Source organism: Sideroxydans lithotrophicus ES-1, from assembly GCF_000025705.1.
In the GTDB taxonomy this organism is placed as follows: Bacteria; Pseudomonadota; Gammaproteobacteria; order Burkholderiales; family Gallionellaceae; genus Sideroxyarcus; species Sideroxyarcus lithotrophicus.
On the sequence record NC_013959.1, the window covers coordinates 1710123 to 1734293 of the forward strand.

The window sequence follows — 24171 nt, forward strand, 5'->3', positions numbered from 1 at the left end:
TTATCGAAGACTTCCGATTATTCCTGCATTGATCATTCAACCAGCCGCCCCACTCGCCCACGGACAAATCAACGGCACCTCAAGCGACACCGTCGTTATCCTTCACGCCGATCATTTTCGGCAGGTTGAGTTTGCGCGGCGTGATCACTTTCTTGTCCCGCAGATAGCTGGTCACGACATCCCAGATCGGTTCGCCTGTCACTCCCTCGGACACAGGAGCCCATCCGGCCACCTTGTATTTCCGGTTCGGATCGAGCGCCTTGCCGTTCAGCATCATGTTGTTGATGCGCTTGCCTATGCTCTTGTTTACATCGCATGTGTAGCTTATGCCACCGACGCGCACCATGTCCCCGCCTTGCTGTTTGTAGGGATCCGGATTGAACAGGTTGTCGCAGACATCTTCCATGATGGCCTTGATGGTTGCGCCGGTCATCTCGGTCAGCGTCGTTTGCGGATAGGTGATCGCGGTCTGATCCATCACATGCTCGAGAGTGATGTCCTGCCCGGCCAATAGCGATGTACCCCAGCGGAAACCCGGCGAGAACGCCGCATCCGCTCCTTTCACCTCCATCAGCGCGTCCAGGATCAGTTGATCGAAAGTACCGTTGAAATTTCCCCTGCGGTACAGCGTCCCTTCCGTGACGGCAAGTTTTTCGCCGAGCTTTTCTTTATACGGTGCGCGCACGGTTTCGATCAGTGCAGCCATTTCCTTATCGGGCTCGATCAGGTTGGCGAAGACCGGCAACAACTTGTACTTGAAGCCTGCCACTTTGCCATTCCTGACATCCAGATCGAGCACTCCAAGGAACTTGCCGTTGGAACCGGCATTGGTCACCAAGGTCTGTCCGCGGGCATTCTTGACTATGGATGGCGCTGGCATGCCGTCATGGGTATGCCCGCCCATGATGGCGTCGATGCCGCTGACGCGCCCCGCCATCTTGATATCCACGTCCATGCCGTTGTGCGAAAGCACCACGACCACCTGTGCGCCCTTGGCCCTTGCCTCGTCGACGACTGTCTGCATGTTGTCGTCCTGGATGCCGAAGCTCCAATCCGGAGTCATGTAGCGGGGATTGGCGATCGGCGTGTAAGGAAACGCCTGGCCGATGATCGCAACAGGGATGCCGTTGATCGGCTTGATCACATATCCCGGAAAAACGGGATCGCCAAAATCATTCGTCTTGATATTCTGCGCAACGAAATCCACTTTGCCTTTGAAGTCGTTATCGACGACCTGCTTGACCCGCTCTGCGCCGAAAGTGAATTCCCAGTGCCCCGTCATCACATCCACACCGAGGAGCTTCCCTGCATCCACCATGTCCTGTCCCTTGGTCCACAGTGCTGTGGCGGACCCCTGCCAGGTGTCTCCGCCGTCGAGCAGCAGGGAGCCGGGACGGCTGGCACGGATCTTCTTGACCAGCGTAGCCAAGTGGGCGAAACCTCCCACCTTGCCGTAGGTGCGGGCAGCGTTGTCGAAATCGAGATAGGTGAACGCATAGGCCTCCGGCGTTCCCGGACGGATGCCGAACGCCTTGAGCAGGTGTTCGCCCACCAGATGCGGCGCCTGGTTGAGGCCCGGCCCTACCCCGATGTTGACATTGGGTTCCCGAAAATAGATAGGCAACAGCTGTGCATGGCAATCGGTGATATGCAACAGGGATACATTGCCGAACGCAGGCAGATCGTAGAAGCCGCCTGCATCGGTGGCTGACAGCGCAGCACGGCTGTTCAATGCGAAACCCGATGCGGCAGCCACAGCCAGAACTTGCATGAACTCGCGACGGTTCATAGGCATAAAAACACTCCTGAAATTATATTCACAACCAGGATGCCGACACTTGCGGATAACACGGTCCTGCCAGTGTTATCCGCCATATCGACTTTACTTGCGGAACACCGGGGTCTGCATCGGCAGACCGTTGCTCATGTAAGTCAGGAAATATTCCAGGTCGTTATAATCCTCGCTGTTGCCCTCTTGCGGCTTTTCGCGCGTATTGTTGTTGCATTGCATGAATCGCTTCTGCAACGTGACGATATCCGTGCCGGCACGGAACTCAGGCCAGTGGGTCGCCTGGCCGATCATCATGGAAAGCTGCTCGCTACGCAGGAACTTGCCCGCATTCTGCACATGGCAACTGGCACAGGAAAAATTCAGCAAGCCGCGTCGAGTGTAGTAGTAGGTCTTGCCTTTCTCGTATGCGGCAAGCGCATCCTTGCCCTTGACCTTGATATTGACCTTCATCCCGTCCGACAAGCTTCTGGCATAGGCGGTAAGCAGGCCCATATCCGAATCGGCGTACTTCAGTTCCTTTTCGCCATTCTTTTTCAGGCAGGCATTGATGGCATTCTCGAAAGTCACCACACGCTTGGTGGCCTTGTCGAAATAAGGATAGTTGCCGGCGATATTGCGGCCGCCATGCGGGAAGCAGGATGCAAATGTCTTGCCGTTGGCAAATGACGTTTCCCACACTTTCTGCCCCTTGTCCAGATCGATGGAATAAGGGGGAAAAACCATGATGTCGTCATACTGACTCTTGGCATCGGGATTCATGGCCAGAGCCCCGTAGATGTAATCGTTGAACTTGATGTTTGGGAGCGTCTCTTTGTAATGCGCGATCATTGCATTGCGATCCTGCTCCGGACCGGCGACGGCCAGAAAGGATATTGAGTACAAGAACGCAGCCAGCAGGGATAGATATTTTATTTTCATGTCGTGACTTCCTCTTGGTTGGAAGAATCTAATTGGGTTAAGCGATCAGGCTACGACCACTTCGCCATCGAATACCGTGCCGAGATTGTCGACCGCATGCACCGCGACCTTGTCACCAACCTTAGCTCCCTTGACCCTGAAACCGACAAAGGGGTTTCTCGATATACCGACGCCCCATTGCATGTCCAGCACCATCTTGCCGTTCAGCGTGGCACTGACCTGATTGATAAAGTGTGCGGGAATCAGATTCCCGGTCTTCTTGTCCTTGCGCTGTCCCGTTTCCATGATGTGCTGGATCAGCACTTTCACATCCACCGCATCCCCCTGCATCGTCGCGCGCATTTTCATTGCTTCAGCCATGTTCGTATCCTCTCTTACAAATATTTAGATGAATTTCAGAATCGGGTTGTTCTTAACCGCCGCAGCCACCGATCGTCACCTTAACTTCGCGGCTATTCGTATAGACCTTGCCACCAGCCTTCACCGATGCCCGCACGATCGAAGTCGATGCCATTTTGACGCGCGTTGCGATGAATGGCTCGGCACCGTTCATGAATTCAAAGTCGGCGATCATCGGATTGGGATTCTTGTCCACAAAGATCGCGATCGACGTAGTTCCCGGAATATTGCTGCTGACTTCAACCGGCACCACGGCACCGTTTTCAGCTATGTCCGGCACCTTGATCATGATGTCTTTGTTCTCGGCAGCCCCGGCGTAACCTGCATTTTTCATGGCATCGGCGGTATCCTTCGATGTGAAGGCCAGATTGTTCCAGGTAGCCGCAAATACCCCACTGGTCTTCAGCAGCCCCGCCGCACACACCGCCATCACGGCACCCATGCTTTTCAGAAAATTCCTGCGTAGATGATTCATTTCACTCCCTCTCAATTTGGTTGTCACTTCAAAGACCCATTACGTAATCGATAACCTGGTCGATTTCCTGCTCCGTCAGAATCTTGTTCCTGCCAAAAGGCGGCATGACCGATTCGGGGTTCGCCACGGTGGCATCCCATATCTGGGCACGCAATTTGGCGGTATCGGGGAAACGTGCCTTCATCCCGGCAAGCGCAGGTCCGATATTGCCGGCCGCCTCGACCTTGGGGTCGCTCGGAATGGCATGGCAGGCAATGCAATTGCCCTTGTTTTTGTCGAAGGCTAGCTTCCGGCCTGCGTCAGAGTCTGCTGCGACCGCATTCAAATTGGCCAATCCCAATAAAGCCACAAGAGAAAGCAAAAAAGTCATTTTAATGCGCATCAAAATATCCTCCCTTTCATAGACATCCACTGTAAATAAAACTCCTGTCCCATAGCGATTCAAGACATATGAACTGATTATTTCCCTATTTCAATTTCCCCCTTTAGTACGACCCGATCAAAAATTTGAACAATTCAGCCGCCTATATTCGGGCATAGTCCCAGCCCTGCTGCAGGCGCTTGTTGATCTCCTCTGCCGCAGATGACGCAACCCCGGTGTTAGGCAACAGGTGCACTGCGATGCCGCTACTGCGCAAAGTTCTTATGGCCTGACCACAGGCCAGAAAACCAAGATTCGGATACTTGGCCTGCATCAAACCGATTCGCTTCCCATAAGGCGACACATCTGCTCTTAACAAATCGACGCCCTCGGCATTCGCCATGATCTCCACATTGAGCTGTCGATTCTCATGCCTGCTGGCTTCCAGCAGACTTTCCGCCTCATCCAGGACGGCCTTGAGCCTGAGCGGATTGGAAGTACTGACCTGGAAGATGATATTGCCCTGTCCGGTCGCCGAGTTAATGTTGTGTGCCGCCCTGGACACGTACGCGACATAGGAGTGATTCCTTGATTCCGACTTTGTAGCAATGAACCAGCCCGAGACCCCGCCCAGCAAAAGCAGCAACACACAGGCCGCTATTCTTCTGATGTTTTGCACATACTGCGGCCGTCTCAAGCGCATGACATTTTCAGCTGCCGCTTCATGCATCGGAGGGTGATGGTAGGCATGCTTCACCATCTCTTTCAGCCCGCGCAGTTCGCACACCCGCCCTTTCAATGCATCGTCCCGCCCGATCACATCGAGGATCTCACTTTTCTCGTTTGTCTCAAGTTCGTTGTCGACAAAGGCATTCAGCAATTCATCTGAGATGTTTGCATTGCTCTTCATATGACTCTCCTTATATGACTGACTCGTGCCGTCTGCTGCGGAGCGAGTTCTTTCAACAGGATCTTCAAGGATTGCCGTGCGCGGCATAAGCGACTCATGACTGTTCCGATCGGAATGGACAGGATTGCAGCGACCTCGATATAGGGAAAATCTTCCAGGTCCACCAGGGTCAGCACCTGGCGCTGCCCCATGGGCAGCATGGCAACGGCATTCCGCACGCGGTCGACGATCTGCGTCTGCGCATGCTCGTCTTCCGGCGTGGTTTCATGGATGCAACGGTGATCTTCCAGCTCTTCGATATCATCCATGTCCCGGTGTTGACGGAAATGGTCACGCCAGCAGTTAGCCAGTATGCTGAACAGCCAGCTATTCATTAATGCCGGATCGCGCAGCTGAGCGGCATTCTTCAGTGCCTTGATCATCGTTTCCTGTACAAGGTCGTCGGCGAGCGCGGCGTTATGGCTCCAGGAGAAAGCGACGCGATATAGCTTCGGACGAATTTGTTCCAATTGCTGCTGGAATGCATCTACACCACAGAACAAGGAGAAAATCTTCATCGCCACGTTTCACCTGAAGGTTGGAATTACGGTCAACATACATATAGACGCAACAGCATGCGGAAATATTCCATCGATTCGAAAATTTCCATCACCGCGGCTGGCAGGGTATAGACTATTCACAATATCCTTCCAGAACATGAGAGACCTGATGACCCCGATACACTTCCGCTGTTTTATATGGTGTTGCATGTTATTTGCCGCCTTGATGTTGACAGGGTGCAGCAACATGAATAAAGGCGGCGATGTCCACCTGCAACCAATCCAGCCCTTATCCAAATCCGATCAGCCTTCATTTCCCGCTTCCGGTAGCACAGCAGACGGCCATATGGCCGTTTTCACCAAGACGGGAAAATTCGAGGATGTCAGGGACGATGTCGAGATGGCGATCACCGGACGCGGATTGGTGGTCAACAATGTTTCCCATGTGGGCGAGATGCTGGAGCGCACCGGCAAAGACTTGGGAGATGACAGACAGATTTACCTCAAGGCCGAAGCACTGGAATTCTGCAGCGCAGTCGTATCGCGCAAGATGATGGAAACCGACCCTGACAATATCGTGTTTTGTCCCTACATCATTTCCGTTTACGTGCTGCCGGGAAAGCCGAACGAAGTACGCATCGCATACCGCAAACCCCAGATCGTTGGCTCTCAAGCTTCGCAGGCCGCACTCAAGGCGGTCGATGAACTGCTTTCCGGCATCGTCAAGGATGCGCTGCAATAACCTGCCGGTTCGGCCAACAAGAGTTATCCGAATACCGGCCTGATGGATCATTTTTTCTTCGGGCTGGACGAGGTGAGACGTTCGTCGAGCAGCTCCAGCCTCAGCCAGCCGGGATTCATGATCCCGTCCTCGAACACCAGGGTGGGCGTCACGACGATATTCAGCTTCTTCGCCGCCGCGGCAATGCGGGTCAAGGCAGAGGTATCACAGGTCTTTCCCGGTTTCGGGTCCTTCCACTTCAGCATATGATCCTCCCAGGCTTTCAGCCGGTCGGATGAGCACCAGATCGCCTCGGCCTTCTCCTTGGAACCGGGCAATATCGGCAACACGAAAGTGTAGATCGTGGCATCGGTCAGGCCGACCATCTCCTTTTCCTGCCTCCTGCAATAGGGACAGTTCGGATCGGTGAAAACAGCCAGTCTTCTCTTGCCGTTGCCTTTCACATTCTTGATCGCCAGATCAAGCGGCAAGGAATCGAAATCGATCGCATAAAGTTGTTTTTCCCTTTCTTCAGTCAGGTTCTGCATCGTATGCATATCGATGATGTTGCCTGAAAAAAGGTAGGACATATTTTCGTCGGTATAGACCAGTTGGTCGTTCAAGACCACTTCATACAAGCCGAGATAGGGAGTCTTGTGGACACTGATGACCTGCTCATAGGGAAATCTCTTTTCCATCGCGGCCTTGATAGCGGCCTCATCGGCCAAAGCCGCATTGGAAAAGAAAAACAACAGCAATACCAAATAAGAGAATGCGTTCATCTTGCTTTTCCTGATCGAGTCGCACGCCGCGAAAGAATCACCTGGATTTTCTCGCAGCAAATAAAAAGGCTGACGAATCTCTTCGTCAGCCCTTGTCACTCATATTGGATTTTCAACCAGGCCCGCTTCATTTTGATGGCAGGCTTCAGTTGACATCGCTAAGACTAGCAGTGCTTACCAACCGTAAGAAACACTGAGAGAGTCTTCGTACATGCTGATGTTTGCATTGCCGCCACCCAGCGCAGTAGGGATGGATCCTGCGCCATTGACTGTCTGCTTGAAGGCATGGACATAGGCAACAGTCACTTCAGACTTGTCGGCCAGCTTCCATGTGCCGCCCAATGACAGATGGTTTTGAACCACTCCTGGAGCCAAGATATTCAACAATGTCTGGCTGGTTGGCACTTGCTGGTTGTTATGGTCATAGCCAACACGCAGAGTCGTTTTTGAATCCAGGTCATAACTGACCCCAAGTTTGATCACGGTCATGTCCTGCCAGCCAAAGCCGACGCCGTTGGTCGCACCCAGTTGGGGGCCTGTTCCACCATATGCTGGAGGTAATGATGTAAACGAGTTACCCACAGAAGGGACCCCGCTGTAATTGATGCGTGTAACATCGAGCGCCACCGTGGTTGCCGGCATGGCTTTGAATGCGGCACCAACACCATAGGTTGACGGGATGTCGAAACTGCCCTGATCAGCGAACAAGCCGCTGTATTTGGCGAATTTGCCCATCTTGGTCTTGGTCTGGTAGGTGGCTCCCAAAGTCAACACTGGAGTCACTTCCCCAGTCCAGCCAAACCTGAACCCGTAGCCAGTAGAGGTATCTGTGCCGTTATTGGTCACATGGCCTGGATTGCTGGAAAAACCTGCGTTATCGAAGGCCTGCAATCCGGTCGCACTGAACATCTGATAAGCCAGATTCAGAGAAACGCCGACTGCATTGGTGGAATTGATCTTCATCGACCAGGTAGGTGCGATAAACAGCTGCGACAGGTTGATACCTGCCGGTCCTACGCCACCTAATGAGGCGAATGGATTTGTGTTGTATTGCGTATTCATGCCGCCGTTACCGAACACAGAAACGCCAACGGATGAGTCAGAGCTGATCATCTTGTTATAGCCAAACGATGGAATGAAGAAGTTGCTCTTGCCATTTCCATCATATGTTCCGGTCATGCCAGCACCATTGCCAACGATTTCAGCACTACGCGATGGCTTGAACCAGATCAGGCCGACATCGGCACGGTCTCCCACCATCACCATACCGGCTGGATTGTTGGCAGCAGCGATTGCATCCTTGGGCAGGGCGATACCGGCTCCACCCATACCTTCGGTTTGCGCGCCATAACCGATTGGCAGATAACCATTGGTAGCGAACGCGGCTGGTGATGCCACCATGCCCAATGAAATTAATGAAGCTACGATCTTTTTGATTCTCATGCTTCTCTCTCCCTGATTGTGAGAGACACCCCGATGGCGTCCCTAAATAACAACAACTTGATTACATCCCGACTTACCTCAAATGAACAGACAGATGTCCGTATCCCCGGCGAAGCTCATGAAGGTTGCTGCACCGCCGTATTCGCACTGCTCGATGAATTCGCTCTTGTCGAATTCAAACAAATCGACCGTCATCTGGCAAGCGATGAACTTCACGTCTGCCTCCAGGCACAGGTCGCGCAATTCCTGCAGTGAGGCAACGCCATGTTTCTTCAACTTCTGCTTCATCATCATGGTTGCCATGGATTCCATGCCTGGCAGCATCTGCACCATCACCGGCATCGGGATCGGCATCGGCATCGCTGGATTGGCCAGCGGGCTGATCATCACGCTGGACAAGTCCTTGCGCAGCAATTGCAGGCCGTAGAAGGTGAAGAACACCTGCACGTCGTATCCCAATGCGGCAGCGGTCGAAGCCAGGATGAATGGCGGATACGCCATGTCGAGTGTGCCCTTGGTGGCGATGATCGCCATTCTTTTGGTAGTCATACTTGCCCCTTTAAGATTGTTTGAAGAAGATCAACTTACTTCTTCTTCATGTAAAACACGTATTCGCCATTGACCTCTTCCTGGCTCAACAACGGATTGCCGGTCTGCTCGGCAAACGCCGCCATGTCTTTTACAGAACCGCAATCGGTCGAAATGACCTTGAGCACCTGGTTGGAAGCCATGTCGGCAAGCGCCTTCTTGGTCTTCACGATGGGCAAGGGACAGGACATACCACGGGCGTTCAGTTCTTTATCGAAATTCATTGTATTTCTCCCACAAGTTATTTTGAACAGCTACTAAAACCAAAGTGCATCACTACACAAAACCTGAGTTGCATTATAGGAATATGCCAGCATACAACGTCCATAGCCACCACGGGTGGAATGGAATAGCCCATTAGGGTTATCTTTAAGCATCTGCTTATGAAGGTATCGACAGCGTCGAATCTAGGCCTTCAATATGCGCACATTTATATGTGCTAATCATTTTTTATTATAGCGCCATCAGGCTTATGGCAATGGTTCCGTCGGCACTTTTCCATCCAGCCGGCCGCGTAGCTCATCTATCGCCCAACTGTCTGTGCCAAAGATGTTTTCCTGCCCTATCCTGTCGGTCAGGCCGGTTCGATCCATCACGTCTGAAACCTGTTTTTTCAACCCGCTGAACGCGAGCTTGATACCACTACTCTTGAAGCGGTCAAGCAGGTTGCGCAACATCTCGATGCCAGAAGCATCGATCTCGTTGATGCCGCTGGACTGGACGAGGATGTATTCGATCTCGGGATTCTCTCTTTCCAGTTTTAGCAGGGCATCTTCAAAATACGAGACGTTCACAAAGCGTAATGCGCCGTCGAAACGGATCGCTCCCAAATTAGGATGCAACGGAGGCAGGTTATGCCGTACCGCGTCGCGTAGGGTGGTGTCGCTATGCAAGCCCAGTACCGCCACCCTTGGGCGCATCATGCGATACAGCAACAATGAAAGCGAAAGGATGATGCCGGTCAGGATGCCGTTCTGGATATTGGGCGCGAATGCCAGCGTGGCGATGAAAGTGACGATCGCGGCAAGTCCATCGTCCCGGTTCGCCCGCCATGCGTTCCTGATCGACTCGAAGTTGACCAGGTTCATCACAGCCATCATGATGATGGCGGCCAACACCGGTTTTGGAAGGTGGTAAAGCAATGAAGTAAAGAAGATCAGTGTCAACAGCACGAACACCGCGGAGATGATCGACGAGAGCGGTGTTCTGGCGTCAGAGGCAAGATTCAAAGCTGATCTTGAAAACGAACCGCTCACCGGCATCGACTGGCTGAATGCGGCGGCCACCTTGGCCAGGCCCTGCCCGATCAATTCCTTGTTCTCATCCCAGGGCTGACGAGTCTTGATGGCGATCACCTTGCAACTCGACATGGCTTCCATGAAGCTGATCAGCGCGATCACAAAACTGGCTGGAAGCAACGCCATGGTCGCATGCCAGTCCAGCGGCGGAAGGCTCACGGTTGGCAACCCCTCCGGCACGACACCGACCACCCTCCCGCCCAGATTGGCATAACCAACCATGTAGCTGAGCCAGGTCAGGGAGGCTACCGTGATCAACACTCCCGGCAACCTGGGTGCGAATTTCTTGAAACCAAGCAGCAACAGGATGGCTGCCACGCCGAACCCAATGGAAAGCTCATGCGCGGTATCGATATGCAGCAGCACCCGTGAGATATCGAGCAGGAAATGTTGCGACTGGGCAGCCGGAATGCCCAGCAAGGTCGGCAATTGCGACAAGCCGATGATCAGCGCAGCGGCATTGATGAATCCCATCAGCACCGGATTCGACAGGAAATTAAGCAGCACCCCGATCCGCAATACGCCAAAGGCGATCTGGAACAACCCGGAGATCAACGCCAGCAGGATCGCATACGAGTAGAACAGGTCGCTGCCGTGAGCAGCCAGCGGTGCGATGCTGGCCGCGGTCAGCAGGGATGTCATCGCGACCGGACCGGTCGACAGCTGGTTGGAAGAGCCGAACAGGGCGCCGATCACCGTGGGGATCAAGGCAGCATACAGGCCGTAGTAAGCAGGAACACCGGCAAGCTGGGCATAGGCCAGCGACTGCGGTATGGCGACCAGGGAGACGGTGATACCGGCGATCAGATCGGCCTTGAGAGTGCCGGAATGGAAGTCGAAGCGACTTGCAAAATTGCCCCAATAAGCGCGCAGATTCATTGTCCCTTCCCCGCCTTCATCGAACCGTCCCGGTCGTTACATCATCGATACTGTACCGCAGCATCAGGAGACGCATTGATAATAAAGGTTCTGTGGATGGTTGGCTTGCGCGAAGAAGAACCAGCGTTCGGCCAGCAATCCGATGTACTGGAGTATGAATGCAAAGGCGAGCATCGATGGCGTAAACATGCCTATGGCCAGCAACGCGAGTGGAACGACGAAGGCCAGCAACAGGAAGATCGGCTTGATCGTGCGCATGAATGCAGGACTCTTGCCATGGAAGAACTCGCGCGTATTGAACGATCCGCCCATGAAGCCCATGGAGCGTTGCACGATGTTCGGGTGCTTGATCCCGATAGCAGTCTGGATCGTGGATTTCGGTTTCAGGCGCGCGTTGCGCACCAATGACGCCCCCCGCCCGACAAAAGCCAGTACGGTGATGATGATGGACCAGCCGACAAAGAAGTGGGTCTGTGCAGGTGCAGCAGAAGATGCATAGAACGACGCCAGAATGAATCCGGATGAGCCGCCGAGCAGAATGTAGTTGATGACTGTCAACGGTGAATTCCATTCACGCAGGAAGCGCAGACAAGCGTAGATCATGCCGGTGCACACGAACAGCGCAAAAGAGAGCAGCGTACCGATGACGCCGATCACGGTGGACAGATCGATGACCAGTCCGGTGGGCAGGGTCACGATCGCGGGACGATATCCGGCCAGGTGTGCCGCACCGTAGAGGAACACCACGCCCATGAACGCCGGCAATACGATGACCTCGCGCGACAACCATGAGGTACGCCATTGCGTGGCCGAACGCCAGGCCCGCTCCGGGCGACCCAAATGGAAGAACGAGGCGATCAGCCCACCTCCCAGAAAGAGCAAGGCAAGCGCACTGCCGTAGCCGTAGAACGCGTCCGACTGCATCGGCAGCAGGCCGAACAGCGCATACGATTGATGCGTGAACAACGCCAGGAACAGGCCCTGTCCGGCACCAAGCAAAGTAGTCAGAAAGATCACAGAGAATGCAGGTTTCATAATTCGTATTACCAGGCAGAAACGTCGTCCATCGACGACTCACCCTTGCCCGGTTTGGGCAGATGGCCGTCCACTTTGAGCGGATTGTCCGCGCGCTCCAGCTCATCCTCATGGATCTTGAGCTTGGTCTTGCGCCGCGGCAGATAATGATTGGCTGGCTGCGTGCCCCACTCCGGCATCAGCGCATAACCGCCCTCCTCCCGTATCGCCTGCGAAACCGCCGATTCAGGATCGTGGATATCGCCGAACAGGCGCGCGCTGGTCGGGCATGCTTTCACGCAGGACGGCTTGCGGTCGATCTCCGGCATGGACATGTCATAGATGCGATCCACGCAGAGGGTGCATTTCTTCATCACCTTCTGCTTCTCGTCGATCTCGCGCGCGCCGTATGGACAGGCCCAGGTGCAATACTTGCAGCCGATGCATTTGTCGTAATCCACCAGCACGATGCCGTCTTCCTTGCGCTTGTACGATGCGCCAGTCGGACAGACCGGCACACAGGGCGGATCTTCGCAGTGCAGGCAGGATTTGGGGAAATGCACCGTCTCGCTGAGCGGATAGGTGCCGACCTCAAAGGTCTGCACGCGGTTGAAGAACGTACCGGTCGGGTCGGCAGCATAGGGATTTTCGTCGCACAGCGGTCCCGCCGAGCCGGAGGTGTTCCACTCCTTGCAACTGGTCACGCAGGCATGGCAGCCCACGCAGACATTCAAATCGATGACCAAGGCGAGCTGAGTCATAGCGAGCCTTTCAAATTAAAAATTCCGAGCTGGGTCATTTCGCACCGCCTTTCTTCTTGCCGCCACCAAAGTAGGTCAACAAGCTCGGATGTATTTTCATACCTGGATATTTCTTCATGGGTTCGAATTGCGGCGAAGTCTGTTCGGGTTCGCCCTCTTCCGCCTTGTAGATACGCACACGCACGTCGTACCAGGCAGCCTGTCCGGTGATCGGGTCGGAGTTGGAATAACGCTTGCCGTCCGCTTGCGCCGGCAGCTCTTCCGAGATGACATGATTGAGCAGGAAGCCGCGCTGCGATTCGTTCGCATCGGGCGACAGATTCCACGCCCCGGCAGCTTTGCCGATCGCATTCCATGTCCACACCGTGCCGGGTTCCACCGATTCGCTGTAACGCGCCATGCAGCGTACCTTGCCCCACTGCGACTCTACCCATATCCAGTCGCCGTCGGCGATCCCGGATGACTTGGCTGTGGCCGAGTTGACGTGGAGGTAGTTGTGCGCATGGATCTGGCGCAACCAGGCGTTCTGCGAATCCCACGAGTGGTACATCGCCATCGGGCGTTGTGTCAGCGCAGTCAGCGGATATTTGCGCTTGTCGCTGGCTTGCACCTCCAGTGGTTCGAAATAGAACGGCAGCGGATCGAAGAAAGTTTCGATGCGTTTTGCCAGATGTGCTGGCGGCTGGCGCGTGATGCTCTTGCCCTGTGCCGCAAGACGGAACTTCTGCAACACCTCGGAATACAGATGGATCAGGATCGGTTCGGCATAGCGCGTGATACCGTTGCTCTGCGACCATTCGAGGTAGCCCTGATTCCAGTTGCGCATGAACTGGTACGAGCGCGGCAGCTTGTAGTGATGCACGCAATCGTTCTTGGCATACATCTCCCACTGGTTCGGGTTCGGTTCGCCCTTGATCGATTTCTCGCCCCCTTTGCCGCGCCAGCCGGACAGAAAGCCGATGCCGGAGCCCGGCGCAGTCTCCCAGTTGACGATGAAGTCGGGATAGTCGCGGTACTTGCGCTTGCCTTCCTTGTCAACGAAAGCAGGCAGTTTCAGGCGGGTACCGAGTTCGATCAGCACTTCCTGGAACGGTTTGCATTCGCCTGTCGGCGGCATCACCGGGATGCGCACCGAGTCCACCGGGCCATCGAATTCCGAGATCGGTCGGTCGAGCATCGACATCACGTCATGGCGCTCGAGATAGGTCGTGTCCGGCAGGATCAGGTCGGCGAACGCGGTCGTCTCGGATTGGAATGCGTCGCACACCACCAGGAACGGGATCTTGTATTCGCCGTTCTCTTCCTTGTCGGTGAGCATCTTGCGCACTTCGCTGGTGTTCATCGAAGAGTTCCACGCCATGTTGGCCATGAACAGCAACAGGGTGTCGATCTTGTAGGGATCGCCGCGCCAGGCATTGGTGATGGCGTTGTGCATCATGCCATGCACCGACAGCGGATATTCCCATGAGAACGCCTTGTCGATACGCACCGGGCTGCCGTCCGCATTGACGAACAGGTCATCCGGATCAGCCGGCCAGCCCAGTGCCATGCCGTCCAGCGGCGTGTTCGGTTGTACCGCGCGCGGGTCGTTCGGTGTACGCGCGCAGGGCGGGATGGGACGCGGGAACGGAGCTTTGTGGCGGAAGCCGCCGGGCCGGTCGATGGTGCCCAGCAGCGTCATCAGGATGGACAGCGCGCGTATGGTCTGAAAACCGTTGGAGTGCGCGGCCAGGCCGCGCATGGCATGGAACGACACCGGGTTGCCGGTGACTGTATCGTGTTCCTTGCCCCAGGAATCCGTCCAGGCGATCGGCAGTTCGATCTTCTGGTCGCGCGCGGTGATGCCCATCTCGTGCGCCAGTCGCTTGATGGTGTCAGCCGGGATGCCGGTGATCTGTTCCGCCCATTCCGGCGTGTAATCCTTGACGCGATCCTGCAGCAACTGGAATGCAGGTTTTACCGGTGTACCGTCTGCCAGCTTGAATTCACCCAGCAGATAGGGGTCGGCACCTTCGGTATGCGTGACCACTGCATGGTTGGTGTTGCGATCCCACCACAATTTGTTCTGCGGATCGTAGCAAGCTTCCTCTTCCGGCACTTCCGTGCGCACGAACATGCCGAACTCGTCGTGCTCGGCATCCAGGTTGACCAGTTGTCCGGAGTTGGTATAGCGCACCAGGAATTCGCGGTCATACAGGCCCAGCGCGATGATCTCGTGGATCAACGCCAGCATCAGCGCGCCATCCGTGCCGGGGCGGATCGGTACCCATTCGTCCGCGATGGCCGAATAGCCGCTGCGCACCGGATTGATGGAGATGAAACGGCCACCCTCGCGCTTGAATTTCGACAGCGCGATCTTCATGGGATTGGAGTGATGGTCTTCCGCCGTGCCGATCATGATGAACAGCTTGGAGCGTTCCAGGTCGGGGCCTCCGAATTCCCAGAACGAGCCCCCGATGGTGTAGATCATGCCCGCAGCCATGTTCACCGAACAGAAGCCGCCGTGAGCCGCGTAGTTGGGCGTGCCGAACTGGCGCGCGAACAGGCCGGTCAATGCCTGCATCTGGTCGCGGCCGGTGAATAGCGCAAATTTCTTCGGATCGGTCGCACGTATCTTGCCCAGTCGCTCGCTCAGGATGGAAAAAGTTTCTTCCCAGCTGATCTCTTCAAACTCGCCCGCACCGCGTTCCGATCCTGCCTTGCGCCGCAACGGCTTGGTCAGCCGAGCCGGCGAATACTGCTTCATGATGCCGGAAGAACCTTTGGCGCAGATAACCCCATTATTCAGCGGGTGATCGGGGTTGCCGTCTATGTAGCGAACCTCGCCATTGCGCAGATGCACGCGGATGCCGCAGCGGCATGCGCACATATAGCAGGTGGTGTTCTTGATTTCGGTCGTGGCATCCGCAACTGGCGGAGCGAAAGGGTCGTGCAATGGAGTCGATGACATGGGTGGCTGGTTTAATAGTTATCGAGGCGCGACAGCCTCACCAAAATTGTCGGCTTTTCGGGTCGCAAGTATGCGTTTCACACGCCAGTGCTGCCATAACCGTCATGAGTGATGATGACATAACCCGTAAGGGGGGTGTGGCCCTCAACCCATGAGGGGTATCGCCGGTTCGGCGATGTTGCTCTAGTGTGCCGGCCTGAGATTCCATAAGCAGCTATACCTTAATTTAGGGAGGCATACATGGCATTAGTCAACCCGCATGGCGGGGGCGACCTCAAACCCTTGCTGTTAGAGGGTGAAGAGTTGATCGCTGAAATGAAACGCGCTCGCTCGTACCCGAAAGTGACCGTGAGTTCGCGCGAAAAAGGCGACCTCATCATGCTCGGCATCGGCGGTTTCACACCACTCGACGGCTTCATGCCCCATGCCGACTGGCAAGGCGTCTGCGACGGCATGACCATGACCAACGGCCTCTTCTGGCCCATCCCCATCACCCTCTCGACCAGCAAAGCAGCAGCAGAAGCGATTCCTACCGGTACCGACATCGCATTGGTTGATCCGGACGATGACAGCATTCTCGCCACGATGAAGGTCACCGAAAAATACTCCATCGATAAAGGGCATGAATGCGCAACCGTATTCGGCACTACCGACATCGAGCATCCCGGCGTGAAGATGGTGATGGAGCAAGGCGACGTGAATCTTGCCGGCCCCGTGAAGGTCTTGTCGCAGGGAGGGTTTCCGCAGAAATATGGCACGCTGTTCATGACGCCGAAAGAGACGCGCGCCCTGTTCAACGAGTTGGGCTGGAGCAAGGTCGCCGCTTTCCAAACGCGCAACCCGATGCACCGGTCGCACGAATATCTCGCCAAAGTGGCGATCGAAGTCTGCGATGGCGTGCTCATCCATTCGTTGCTCGGCAACCTGAAACCCGGCGACATCCCTGCCGAAGTACGCACACAGGCCATCATCGCGCTGACCAAACACTACTTCGTCGCCAAGACCATCGCACAGGCAGGATATCCGCTGGACATGCGCTACGCGGGGCCGCGCGAAGCCCTGCTGCATGCACTGTTCCGCCAGAACTACGGCTGTTCGCATCTCATCGTCGGACGCGACCACGCTGGGGTCGGCAGCTACTACGGCCCGTTCGATGCTCATCACATCTTCGACAAGATACCCAAGGGAGCGCTGGAGACACAGGCGCTCAAGATCGACTGGACGTTCTGGTGCTACAAGTGCGGCGGCATGGCTTCCGCCCGCACCTGCCCTCACGGCGATGCTGATCGCCTGCTGCTCTCCGGCACCAAATTACGCAAGATGCTTTCCGAAGGCTCCGACGTGCCAGCCGAATTCAGCCGACCGGAAGTACTGGAGATATTGCGCGAGTACTACGCTGGACTGCAAGAGCATGAGAAGGTAGAAGTAAAACTGACGGGGCATTCCGCGAAGTAAGGCCAACGGATATTCCGGTCATTTAGGGTCATTCGTCTGCAATTATTGAGGAGAAACTAATGTTCACGAGCAATCCCTTTGCCGCACTTTCGGCATCGATTCCAACCGCCTACATGCAGGGGTATATCGTCGTGATGTTCCTGCTGGTCATGGGCGGGACGATACTCGACATGCTTCACAAGAAAAGCGCGCAATACTTTTTCGCCAATGCGAAAAAAGCGCAGAAGAGTGCAAAACGATCTGTGGGTGGCGGAGAAAAGGTGGCGATCGCCACTTCCGTGCTGGTAAAGGAAGTTTTGACTTCTGGCGAATTCGACAATCCAAGACGCAGACTTTCCCATCTGTTGACCATGTGGGGAACCATCATCTTCATCATGACTACCGCAATCATGATCTTTTGCTATCCCACACCGGCAACGCCCACACCTACCCTGCTGCCCCAGCTCTGGCACATCGGCGCGCTGATGCTGGCGGTGGGTGGATACTGGTTCTGGTTTGCCATCCGCGTTGATGTGGCTGCGGAAGGCCTTTCATGGTTTCGGCTTGAGCGCGCGGACTTGTTCATCCTCTCGCTGCTGGCCACCTCGACCTTCGCATTGGCCTGGTCTTTTACCGGCGGTGGATTGACCGTGTTCTTTGCCTTGTTCATCCTGTCCAGCACAGTGCTCTTTGGCGGCGTGTATTGGTCCAAGTTTGCCCACATGTTCTTCAAGCCAGCTGCGGCCTATCAGAAGAAAGTCATCATGGCCGATGGTGGGCGCGAGAATCTGCCTCCCGACTATGACCTGACGGATCCTGAAGTACAGCGAAAGTTTCCGGATATCCCCACGTACATGGGCAAGAACCCGCCCAACATGGGACTTTGCATCAAGGCTGAACGAGCAAACCATTACTAATGCTGTCTTGACCAATTTTCGATAAGAAATAGAGGAGTATCGTATGCCTACCTTTGTATATATGACGCGTTGTGATGGTTGCGGAGAATGCGTAGACATCTGCCCGTCCGACATCATGCACATCGACAAGAAGCTGCGTCGTGCTTACAACATCGAACCCAATATGTGCTGGGAATGCTATTCCTGTGTAAAAGCCTGCCCGCATCAAGCGATCGATGTACGCGGTTATGCAGACTTTGCGCCGCTTGGTCACTCGGTACGTGTGATCCGGGATGAGGAAAAAGGCACCATTGCATGGCGCATCAAGTTCCGCAACGGCAAAAAAGATATGGAGTTGTTGGCGCCTATCACGACCAAGCCCTGGGGCTCGGCGACACCGAAACTGGCAGACGAACCTGCTCCAAGCAAGGAGATGCGCGACAGCCAACTGTTGTTTAACGAGCCGAAATATATACGCATGGATGAAGGTGGCTTACACACACTGGAATCCAATGGCCTGGAAATTAAAAAAGGGGTGCAATACTAATGAGCTACCAGACAATTATTGAAGACGATATCGACATCCTGGTTGCCGGTGCGGGTCTGGGCGGTACGGGGGCGGCATTCGAGGCAAGATATTGGGGACGGGACAAGAAGATCGTCATCGCCGAAAAGGCGAACATCATGCGTTCTGGTGCAGTAGCCCAGGGCCTGTATGCGATCAACTGTTACATGGGCACACGCTTTGGCGAGAACAATCCCGAGGATCATGTGCGCTATGCACGTATCGACCTGATGGGTATGGTGCGTGAAGATCTGGCTTTTGATATGGCGCGTCACGTTGACTCCACTGTGCATAATTTTGAAGAATGGGGCCTTCCCATCATGCGCAACGAGAAGAAGGGTTCGTTTCTGCGTGAAGGACGTTGGCAGATCATGATTCATGGTGAATCCTACAAGCCTATCGTTGCTGAAGCGGCGAAAAAGCAAGCAGACAAGGTATTCAACCGCGTCTGTTTGACCCATCTGCTAATGGATGAGGCCAAAGAGAACCGTGTTGCCGGTGCTGTAGGCTTCAACGTTCGCACAGGTAACTACCACGTATTCAAGTCCAAGACCGTTATCTGTGGTGCCGGTGGTGCTTCCAACATCTTCAAGCCGCGCTCTGTCGGTGAAGGTGCGGGCCGCGTCTGGTATGCGCCATGGTCTTCCGGTTCCGCATATGGTCTGATGATCGAAGCCGGTGCAAAGATGACCCAAATGGAAAACCGTATCGTACTGGCTCGATTCAAGGATGGTTACGGTCCTGTTGGCGCCTACTTCCTGCACCTCAAGACCTATACCCAGAATGCCTACGGTGAAGAGTATGAGTCCAAGTGGTTCCCGGAACTACAGAAGATGGTCGGCAAGGAATACCTGGATCCGGAAGTTTCGCACCGTACGCATCGCCCCATTCCGACCTGCCTGCGTAACCACGCGATCATCTCCGAGGTGAATGCCGGACGTGGCCCGATTCACATGGTCACCATGGAAGCCTTCCAGGACCCACATCTTGAAGAGATCGGCTGGCACAACTTCCTGGGCATGACCGTTGGTCAGGCAGTACTGTGGGCCGCAACTGACGTTGACCCAAAATACGAAAACCCTGAACTGACGACTTCCGAGCCATACGTAATGGGTTCGCATGCAACGGGTTGTGGCGCTTGGTGTTCAGGCCCTGAAGACTTGTCTCCACCCGAGTACTTCTGGGGCTACAACCGCATGACGACCGTTGAAGGTCTGTTCGGTGCGGGTGATGCGGCTGGCGGTACACCTCACGCATTCTCATCAGGCTCCTTCACCGAAGGTCGTCTGGCTGCCAAGGCTGCCTGTAAATATATCGATGATGGCAAAGCAGAAGGCATCCGCGTTTCTGACGCTCAGATTAATCGCCGCAAGGAACAGATCTACAAGCCACTGGAAACTTATCGCGTTTTTAGCAACGAAGTGGTTGCCGGTACCGTCAATCCCAACTTCATCAATCCGAGACAGGGTCTTGATCGATTGCAAAAGCTGATGGATGAGTACTGTGGGGGTTTTGGTGTTAACTACATGACCAACGACAAGCTTCTGAATATCGGTCTGAAGAAGATGTCGATTCTGGGTGAGGATCTGGAAAAGGTTGCTGCGTCTGATATCCACGAACTGCTGCGTGCATGGGAGCTGAAGCATCGTTTCCTGACTTCTGAAAGCGTGTTCCATCATACGCTGTTCCGTAAGGAGACACGCTGGCCGGGTTACTACTACCGTGGTGATGCGATGAAGCTGGATGATGAGAACTGGCACGTACTGACAGTTTCTCGTCGCAATCCCAAGACGGGCGAGTACACGATGGAAAAAGCACCTCTTTACCACCTGGTAGGTGATGTAGAGAAAGCGCCCCCAGAAGGCCATCACTAAGCAATTGCAGGCTTGATTTACCCGTTCTGTTCAATCAGGCCCATGCAGCTATTTGTGATAACTTGTCAGTGTATTGAATGAGGACCAGCATATTCCTGTTGGTCCTCTTTTTATCTATTTCGCCAGAGTGGAGTAATTGTTTCCATGAATGATCATAATCAGGTGAAATATTTTTAATGGAGTGGACTTGATGAATATCATTGACAAGACAGATGAAGAGATATCGGAGCTCGCAAATGCCATGTGGGCGGATTTGGTCAAATACTCGAATGAAGGCAACTACGGTGCTTTCACGCGCAACTTTTCGAGCACTTTCATTGCGGGTGCCAATGAGGTTGAAATGGGAAAACAGTTTGCCAGGAGCGAACTGGCAAAGAACCTGTCGCCGGACTATGAGTATCTTGGCATCATACGTCGTGGCGAATATGTCACCGTGCTATACAAACAGAGAAGCTCGAAAAAAGCTGGCGAATGGCTGGGAAGGCTGGTGCTGGGTTATGAAAAAGACAAGGTGAGAATCTTTGGTGCCACCATATTTTAAGACAAGGTTTATATAAAGATTCGATATGTCAGATACCATTGAAGACGATAAATTCGTTGAACTGAATTACAAGGTCATCGATAACAAGACCGGTGACATACTCGTTACTGTGGATTATCCGCTGGGTTATGTTCATGGCGTGAATGATGTGATGTCTGAAGAAGTGACAAAGGAACTGTATGGCAAGAAAGTTGGCGATGTCATCGAAGTGCCAATAGACATTACAAAGTTATACGGTGAGAGAGATGAGTCACTGGTATTTACCGATCGTATAGAAAATGTCCCGGAAGAATATCGGGAGATCGGCATGACCATCACCATGGAAAATGAAAAGGGTGAGCCCAGAAACTTTATCGTCACACGATTCGACGACAAGACATTGACTGTCGACGGCAATAATCCCCTTTGCGGCAGAGAAATCACTTTCATGCTGGAAGTATTGTCCATACGCGAAGCTACCGAGGAAGAGATCGAGCTTGGCGGAGCGGTTGGCGCAGATCCAGACTTAAATGAAATACTCGACCGAGCAAAATGAAATTCTCGACAAATTACATAATTCATCCTGAGAACAAGGCGCTGGAACGTGCCATAGCCAACGCTATGGACCTGCTGAGTGCAGATGTGGCCGCTGCGGCTGTTCCGGATACCAAAGTTGCTGTAGCGGACAATTTTCGTTACACGCGGGGAAATTATGAGCAGCACCGTTTCAGTTCAAGGATTTTCGAGAGCTTACGCGAGGCGCTTGAGCTATCGCTGACTGATACGCCTACTACGGCCCGCCCTGCTCCACAAATTCGCCGTGACCAGGAACCACTAGTCTGGGCTGAGACCCTTAATAATCTGGGAAACATCCTTGCGGCACAGGGTCAGCAGCGGAGAGATGCTGAATCGTTTGAACGGGCCATCCAGTGTTTCAGCAATGCATTGGAGGAGTTCCGACAGGAATCCTCACCATTGGAATGGGCAGCTACGCAATACAACCTGGGCACGGCCAATCAGGCGCTGGGTAGGCTGCTTGATGCCACAAAGCCGTTAAAGATCGCTGTCGATGCTTATACCAATGCCTTGCTGGTTTGGACGCGAGATGAGTTTCCGGAAGAATGGATGTACACCATGCATCAACTGGGTTCTACCTTGCATACGTACGGAACATTGCTTAAAGGTAACCGTCAATTTCAAAAGTCCGTTGTTGCCTATAAAAATGCGCTTGCCGTACTCGACGCTGACAATTACGCATTAGAGCTGACTGCCACACATAATAATCGGGCTGCCGCTTTGCATCATCTCGGCGAGTCAGAAGAAAACCCTGATCGATTAAAAGAAGCGATAAATTCATATGAAAAGGCATTGACGGTCAGTATGGAGCAGCAGCTTCCCATTCATCTGGCGGTGCTATGCAGGGTAAACAAGACGACAGCACAGAATGCTCTGGCAGAATTAACGAGCGATACAGGACTTGCAGAAGAAGTGGCCGACGAGTTTGAAGTAATTATCGAGTGTTTTTCGCATGCCCTTCAGCCACTTTGTTTAAGGCATTGCGAGGAGCAAATGAATAAAGCAAGATCGCTGGCGCTGGCCAATAGCGCAAGCTGCTGATAAGGGGAACGAAGTTTGTCGGCTGTAGAGAAAACAGAAAAAAAGCGAGATCCGAACGATCCATGCCTGTTCTGTAAAGATCCGCATGGCGTATCACTGCAGCATGAACTTGCTTATAGTGCACGCGACACCTACGCCGTAAGCCCGGGCCATACCTTGGTTATTCCACGTCGCCATGTCGCGAGTTTTTTCGACCTGACGCCCGAGGAGGTCAATGCCTGCATGGGACTGATCATCGAGGAGCGCTTTCGACTGGACGAGGAATTCAAGCCCGATGGTTACAATATCGGCGTTAACGTGGGACCGGCGGCCGGGCAGAGCATATTCCATGTCCATATTCACCTCATTCCGCGCTATCAGGGTGATGTCGAGAATCCGCAAGGGGGCGTGCGTCATGTGATTCCAAAGAAGGGACACTACACGCGCTAGATAGTACGATTAGCCAGTCAAGTGGGAGGGGCTGGCAACTCTGTTCAAATTCCTCCCGTTTTCAACCAGCAAGGAGAATGATTATGAGTGATGACAAGAAGCCTTATACCCGCCCCAAGATTCCGGATGGCCATGCATTCCATGTGACAACTCGTCAGAAAGAGATTACGCCGGGACAATTCTTTGTTGGCTATGAAACTATCTGGGAACCGCACCAGAAAGAAGTTCCATACACTACTCCCAAGAAGCCCTGACAAGCATATTCAAGGCTATCAGCTGCGCGGCACTTTGCCAGATAGTCGAAGGCCGCGCGGATAACGCTAAACAGTTCAAGTCTGGATTTGCTTTATGACAAGCACGCTTCCATAGCGTGCTTTTCTTTTTGATATAAAGTGCAATTTAAAGCTTAGGACGCTCAGAAAGCTGGTAATCCACATTAATGAAGGCGCCAATATCGGCCAAAAAACGAATCGTTCTGGCGCCGAAACCCACATCCGGACAGGTTTCACCTTTATCCGCAGACAGTACCAGTACTACACTGATTCTGGGCGACAAATTGTGGCTTTTGATTACTTGCAGGATTTTTTCCTTGGCCGGTTCTATTTTTTTAATAATGACGTCCGTCATTTTATAAACGTCAATATTGTCCGTCATCGTTTCCGTTGATAACTCCCATGAACTGATCACGGGCTTATCGAGTGGACTGTGCGCGCCGGATGCATCAACCGAGGTAGGTTCGATGCCAAGCAGACGCGTGATGTCATCAGGATCGAAATGATAACCACTGAGTGTGAAGTGGGCGCGAGCTTTATTCGATGCCAAGTTATTACCCTCATCAATTGATTGTAAATGGGATGAAAGATTATAGCGTATAGCAAAAGGGGGAAATGCGCTGTCCCTGGCTTTGCCCAGGAAAACGTATTTGATTTAAACAGTTTGGTAGTAGTGGTTTTGCGGATAATTGACCGGGCGAAGAAGAGTCAGCGTTCCAGAATTAAACCAACCA

The 24171-nt window shown here is 53.8% G+C and carries 26 protein-coding genes; 10 read left to right on the plus strand and 16 right to left on the minus strand.

Translation table 11 applies throughout. The features are described 5' to 3' along the window. Positions 1 to 79: 79 nt before the first annotated feature. The 7 genes from soxB to SLIT_RS08515 all read right to left on the minus strand — a co-directional run bounded on the left by soxB (position 80) and on the right by SLIT_RS08515 (position 5412). The gene (soxB, locus tag SLIT_RS08485) at positions 80 to 1795 is read right to left on the minus strand and encodes a thiosulfohydrolase SoxB (protein WP_013029827.1); all 1716 of its coding nucleotides are present in this window, start codon (positions 1793 to 1795) and stop codon (positions 80 to 82) included. Positions 1796 to 1882: 87 nt separating this feature from the next. Then, complete coding sequence (gene soxA / locus SLIT_RS08490) at positions 1883 to 2710, minus strand: sulfur oxidation c-type cytochrome SoxA (RefSeq protein ID WP_013029828.1); 828 nt, start codon at positions 2708 to 2710, stop codon at positions 1883 to 1885. A 45-nt stretch (positions 2711 to 2755) separates the two neighbouring features. Next, entirely contained in the window at positions 2756 to 3070 is a 315-nt protein-coding gene (soxZ, locus tag SLIT_RS08495) for a thiosulfate oxidation carrier complex protein SoxZ (RefSeq protein ID WP_013029829.1), read from the minus strand. 52 nt (positions 3071 to 3122) lie between these two features. Then, entirely contained in the window at positions 3123 to 3584 is a 462-nt protein-coding gene (gene soxY, locus SLIT_RS08500; RefSeq protein ID WP_013029830.1) for a thiosulfate oxidation carrier protein SoxY, read from the minus strand. A 28-nt stretch (positions 3585 to 3612) separates the two neighbouring features. After that, entirely contained in the window at positions 3613 to 3966 is a 354-nt protein-coding gene (soxX, locus tag SLIT_RS08505) for a sulfur oxidation c-type cytochrome SoxX (protein WP_013029831.1), read from the minus strand. 142 nt (positions 3967 to 4108) lie between these two features. Further along, complete coding sequence (locus SLIT_RS08510) at positions 4109 to 4855, minus strand: anti-sigma factor (RefSeq protein WP_013029832.1); 747 nt, start codon at positions 4853 to 4855, stop codon at positions 4109 to 4111. Then, positions 4852 to 5412 carry an RNA polymerase sigma factor gene (locus SLIT_RS08515; protein ID WP_013029833.1) on the minus strand — a complete coding sequence of 187 codons (561 nt, stop codon included), beginning with the start codon at positions 5410 to 5412 and terminating at the stop codon, positions 4852 to 4854. Before SLIT_RS08515 ends, SLIT_RS08510 begins: the two co-directional genes overlap by 4 nt. Before the next feature lie 328 nt (positions 5413 to 5740). On the opposite strand from SLIT_RS08515, the gene SLIT_RS08520 reads away from it, so the two are divergent. Continuing rightward, positions 5741 to 6136 (plus strand): DUF302 domain-containing protein, encoded by a 396-nt coding sequence (locus tag SLIT_RS08520; RefSeq protein WP_150102981.1) that lies wholly within the window; start codon positions 5741 to 5743, stop codon positions 6134 to 6136. A 47-nt stretch (positions 6137 to 6183) separates the two neighbouring features. Here SLIT_RS08520 and SLIT_RS08525 read toward each other — a convergent pair whose 3' ends face one another. The 8 genes from SLIT_RS08525 to SLIT_RS08560 all read right to left on the minus strand — a co-directional run bounded on the left by SLIT_RS08525 (position 6184) and on the right by SLIT_RS08560 (position 15830). Then, a complete protein-coding gene (locus SLIT_RS08525) occupies positions 6184 to 6897 on the minus strand; it encodes a DsbC family protein (RefSeq protein ID WP_013029835.1) in 714 nt (237 codons plus the stop codon). A 174-nt stretch (positions 6898 to 7071) separates the two neighbouring features. Beyond that, the gene (locus tag SLIT_RS08530; protein ID WP_013029836.1) at positions 7072 to 8340 is read right to left on the minus strand and encodes an OmpP1/FadL family transporter; all 1269 of its coding nucleotides are present in this window, start codon (positions 8338 to 8340) and stop codon (positions 7072 to 7074) included. Between the two features lie 78 nt (positions 8341 to 8418). Beyond that, positions 8419 to 8889, minus strand: a complete 471-nt coding sequence (dsrE2, locus tag SLIT_RS08535) for a sulfur carrier protein DsrE2 (RefSeq protein WP_013029837.1) — start codon at positions 8887 to 8889, stop codon at positions 8419 to 8421. A 35-nt stretch (positions 8890 to 8924) separates the two neighbouring features. Next, positions 8925 to 9152, minus strand: a complete 228-nt coding sequence (locus tag SLIT_RS08540) for a sulfurtransferase TusA family protein (RefSeq protein WP_013029838.1) — start codon at positions 9150 to 9152, stop codon at positions 8925 to 8927. Between the two features lie 246 nt (positions 9153 to 9398). Continuing rightward, positions 9399 to 11105, minus strand: a complete 1707-nt coding sequence (locus SLIT_RS08545) for a SulP family inorganic anion transporter (protein WP_013029839.1) — start codon at positions 11103 to 11105, stop codon at positions 9399 to 9401. Positions 11106 to 11168: 63 nt separating this feature from the next. Next, positions 11169 to 12140 carry a dimethyl sulfoxide reductase anchor subunit family protein gene (locus SLIT_RS08550; RefSeq protein ID WP_013029840.1) on the minus strand — a complete coding sequence of 324 codons (972 nt, stop codon included), beginning with the start codon at positions 12138 to 12140 and terminating at the stop codon, positions 11169 to 11171. A gap of 8 nt (positions 12141 to 12148) precedes the next feature. Next, the gene (locus SLIT_RS08555; protein ID WP_013029841.1) at positions 12149 to 12880 is read right to left on the minus strand and encodes a 4Fe-4S dicluster domain-containing protein; all 732 of its coding nucleotides are present in this window, start codon (positions 12878 to 12880) and stop codon (positions 12149 to 12151) included. Between the two features lie 34 nt (positions 12881 to 12914). Beyond that, a complete protein-coding gene (locus tag SLIT_RS08560) occupies positions 12915 to 15830 on the minus strand; it encodes a molybdopterin oxidoreductase family protein (protein ID WP_013029842.1) in 2916 nt (971 codons plus the stop codon). A 240-nt stretch (positions 15831 to 16070) separates the two neighbouring features. Between SLIT_RS08560 and sat the strand changes: the two genes are divergently transcribed. From sat to SLIT_RS16105, 9 genes are all read left to right on the plus strand, one after another. Next, positions 16071 to 17285 carry a sulfate adenylyltransferase gene (gene sat / locus SLIT_RS08565; protein ID WP_013029843.1) on the plus strand — a complete coding sequence of 405 codons (1215 nt, stop codon included), beginning with the start codon at positions 16071 to 16073 and terminating at the stop codon, positions 17283 to 17285. Between the two features lie 59 nt (positions 17286 to 17344). Beyond that, a complete protein-coding gene (locus SLIT_RS08570) occupies positions 17345 to 18181 on the plus strand; it encodes a hypothetical protein (protein ID WP_013029844.1) in 837 nt (278 codons plus the stop codon). 43 nt (positions 18182 to 18224) lie between these two features. After that, positions 18225 to 18707, plus strand: coding sequence for an adenylyl-sulfate reductase subunit beta (gene aprB, locus SLIT_RS08575; protein WP_013029845.1), 483 nt, complete (start codon positions 18225 to 18227; stop codon positions 18705 to 18707). Beyond that, positions 18707 to 20599, plus strand: coding sequence for an adenylyl-sulfate reductase subunit alpha (gene aprA / locus SLIT_RS08580; protein ID WP_013029846.1), 1893 nt, complete (start codon positions 18707 to 18709; stop codon positions 20597 to 20599). The genes aprB and aprA overlap by 1 nt, the downstream gene beginning before the upstream one ends. 190 nt (positions 20600 to 20789) lie before the next feature. Then, on the plus strand, positions 20790 to 21140 hold the full coding sequence (locus SLIT_RS08585; protein ID WP_013029847.1) for a hypothetical protein: 351 nt from the start codon (positions 20790 to 20792) through the stop codon (positions 21138 to 21140). 25 nt (positions 21141 to 21165) lie between these two features. Beyond that, positions 21166 to 21675: an FKBP-type peptidyl-prolyl cis-trans isomerase gene (locus SLIT_RS08590; RefSeq protein WP_013029848.1), complete on the plus strand. Its 510-nt coding sequence runs from the start codon at positions 21166 to 21168 to the stop codon at positions 21673 to 21675. Next, positions 21672 to 22736: a tetratricopeptide repeat protein gene (locus SLIT_RS08595; protein WP_013029849.1), complete on the plus strand. Its 1065-nt coding sequence runs from the start codon at positions 21672 to 21674 to the stop codon at positions 22734 to 22736. The genes SLIT_RS08590 and SLIT_RS08595 overlap by 4 nt, the downstream gene beginning before the upstream one ends. Positions 22737 to 22751: 15 nt before the next feature. Then, a complete protein-coding gene (locus SLIT_RS15635) occupies positions 22752 to 23165 on the plus strand; it encodes an HIT family protein (RefSeq protein ID WP_013029850.1) in 414 nt (137 codons plus the stop codon). 83 nt (positions 23166 to 23248) lie between these two features. Further along, positions 23249 to 23419: a hypothetical protein gene (locus SLIT_RS16105; RefSeq protein WP_013029851.1), complete on the plus strand. Its 171-nt coding sequence runs from the start codon at positions 23249 to 23251 to the stop codon at positions 23417 to 23419. Positions 23420 to 23564: 145 nt separating this feature from the next. Here SLIT_RS16105 and SLIT_RS15640 read toward each other — a convergent pair whose 3' ends face one another. Next, positions 23565 to 23987, minus strand: a complete 423-nt coding sequence (locus SLIT_RS15640; protein WP_013029852.1) for a DUF4279 domain-containing protein — start codon at positions 23985 to 23987, stop codon at positions 23565 to 23567. Between the last annotated feature and the right edge of the window lie 184 nt (positions 23988 to 24171).

What these genes read in the sequence shown, in the direction of transcription:
- SLIT_RS08585 (WP_013029847.1), top strand. Translation starts at nt 20,790, where the DNA reads ATGAATATCATTGACAAGACAGATGAAGAGATATCGGAGCTCGCAAAT.
- soxX (WP_013029831.1), bottom strand. Translation starts at nt 3,966, where the DNA reads ATGCGCATTAAAATGACTTTTTTGCTTTCTCTTGTGGCTTTATTGGGA.
- SLIT_RS08595 (WP_013029849.1), top strand. Translation starts at nt 21,672, where the DNA reads ATGAAATTCTCGACAAATTACATAATTCATCCTGAGAACAAGGCGCTG.
- SLIT_RS08510 (WP_013029832.1), bottom strand. Translation starts at nt 4,855, where the DNA reads ATGAAGAGCAATGCAAACATCTCAGATGAATTGCTGAATGCCTTTGTC.
- SLIT_RS08525 (WP_013029835.1), bottom strand. Translation starts at nt 6,897, where the DNA reads ATGAACGCATTCTCTTATTTGGTATTGCTGTTGTTTTTCTTTTCCAAT.
- SLIT_RS08515 (WP_013029833.1), bottom strand. Translation starts at nt 5,412, where the DNA reads ATGAAGATTTTCTCCTTGTTCTGTGGTGTAGATGCATTCCAGCAGCAA.
- SLIT_RS08545 (WP_013029839.1), bottom strand. Translation starts at nt 11,105, where the DNA reads ATGAATCTGCGCGCTTATTGGGGCAATTTTGCAAGTCGCTTCGACTTC.
- dsrE2 (WP_013029837.1), bottom strand. Translation starts at nt 8,889, where the DNA reads ATGACTACCAAAAGAATGGCGATCATCGCCACCAAGGGCACACTCGAC.
- soxY (WP_013029830.1), bottom strand. Translation starts at nt 3,584, where the DNA reads ATGAATCATCTACGCAGGAATTTTCTGAAAAGCATGGGTGCCGTGATG.
- SLIT_RS08550 (WP_013029840.1), bottom strand. Translation starts at nt 12,140, where the DNA reads ATGAAACCTGCATTCTCTGTGATCTTTCTGACTACTTTGCTTGGTGCC.
- SLIT_RS16105 (WP_013029851.1), top strand. Translation starts at nt 23,249, where the DNA reads ATGAGTGATGACAAGAAGCCTTATACCCGCCCCAAGATTCCGGATGGC.
- soxB (WP_013029827.1), bottom strand. Translation starts at nt 1,795, where the DNA reads ATGCCTATGAACCGTCGCGAGTTCATGCAAGTTCTGGCTGTGGCTGCC.
- SLIT_RS08590 (WP_013029848.1), top strand. Translation starts at nt 21,166, where the DNA reads ATGTCAGATACCATTGAAGACGATAAATTCGTTGAACTGAATTACAAG.
- aprA (WP_013029846.1), top strand. Translation starts at nt 18,707, where the DNA reads ATGAGCTACCAGACAATTATTGAAGACGATATCGACATCCTGGTTGCC.
- sat (WP_013029843.1), top strand. Translation starts at nt 16,071, where the DNA reads ATGGCATTAGTCAACCCGCATGGCGGGGGCGACCTCAAACCCTTGCTG.
- SLIT_RS08520 (WP_150102981.1), top strand. Translation starts at nt 5,741, where the DNA reads ATGGCCGTTTTCACCAAGACGGGAAAATTCGAGGATGTCAGGGACGAT.
- soxA (WP_013029828.1), bottom strand. Translation starts at nt 2,710, where the DNA reads ATGAAAATAAAATATCTATCCCTGCTGGCTGCGTTCTTGTACTCAATA.
- aprB (WP_013029845.1), top strand. Translation starts at nt 18,225, where the DNA reads ATGCCTACCTTTGTATATATGACGCGTTGTGATGGTTGCGGAGAATGC.
- SLIT_RS08530 (WP_013029836.1), bottom strand. Translation starts at nt 8,340, where the DNA reads ATGAGAATCAAAAAGATCGTAGCTTCATTAATTTCATTGGGCATGGTG.
- SLIT_RS08540 (WP_013029838.1), bottom strand. Translation starts at nt 9,152, where the DNA reads ATGAATTTCGATAAAGAACTGAACGCCCGTGGTATGTCCTGTCCCTTG.
- SLIT_RS08555 (WP_013029841.1), bottom strand. Translation starts at nt 12,880, where the DNA reads ATGACTCAGCTCGCCTTGGTCATCGATTTGAATGTCTGCGTGGGCTGC.
- SLIT_RS08560 (WP_013029842.1), bottom strand. Translation starts at nt 15,830, where the DNA reads ATGTCATCGACTCCATTGCACGACCCTTTCGCTCCGCCAGTTGCGGAT.
- soxZ (WP_013029829.1), bottom strand. Translation starts at nt 3,070, where the DNA reads ATGGCTGAAGCAATGAAAATGCGCGCGACGATGCAGGGGGATGCGGTG.
- SLIT_RS08570 (WP_013029844.1), top strand. Translation starts at nt 17,345, where the DNA reads ATGTTCACGAGCAATCCCTTTGCCGCACTTTCGGCATCGATTCCAACC.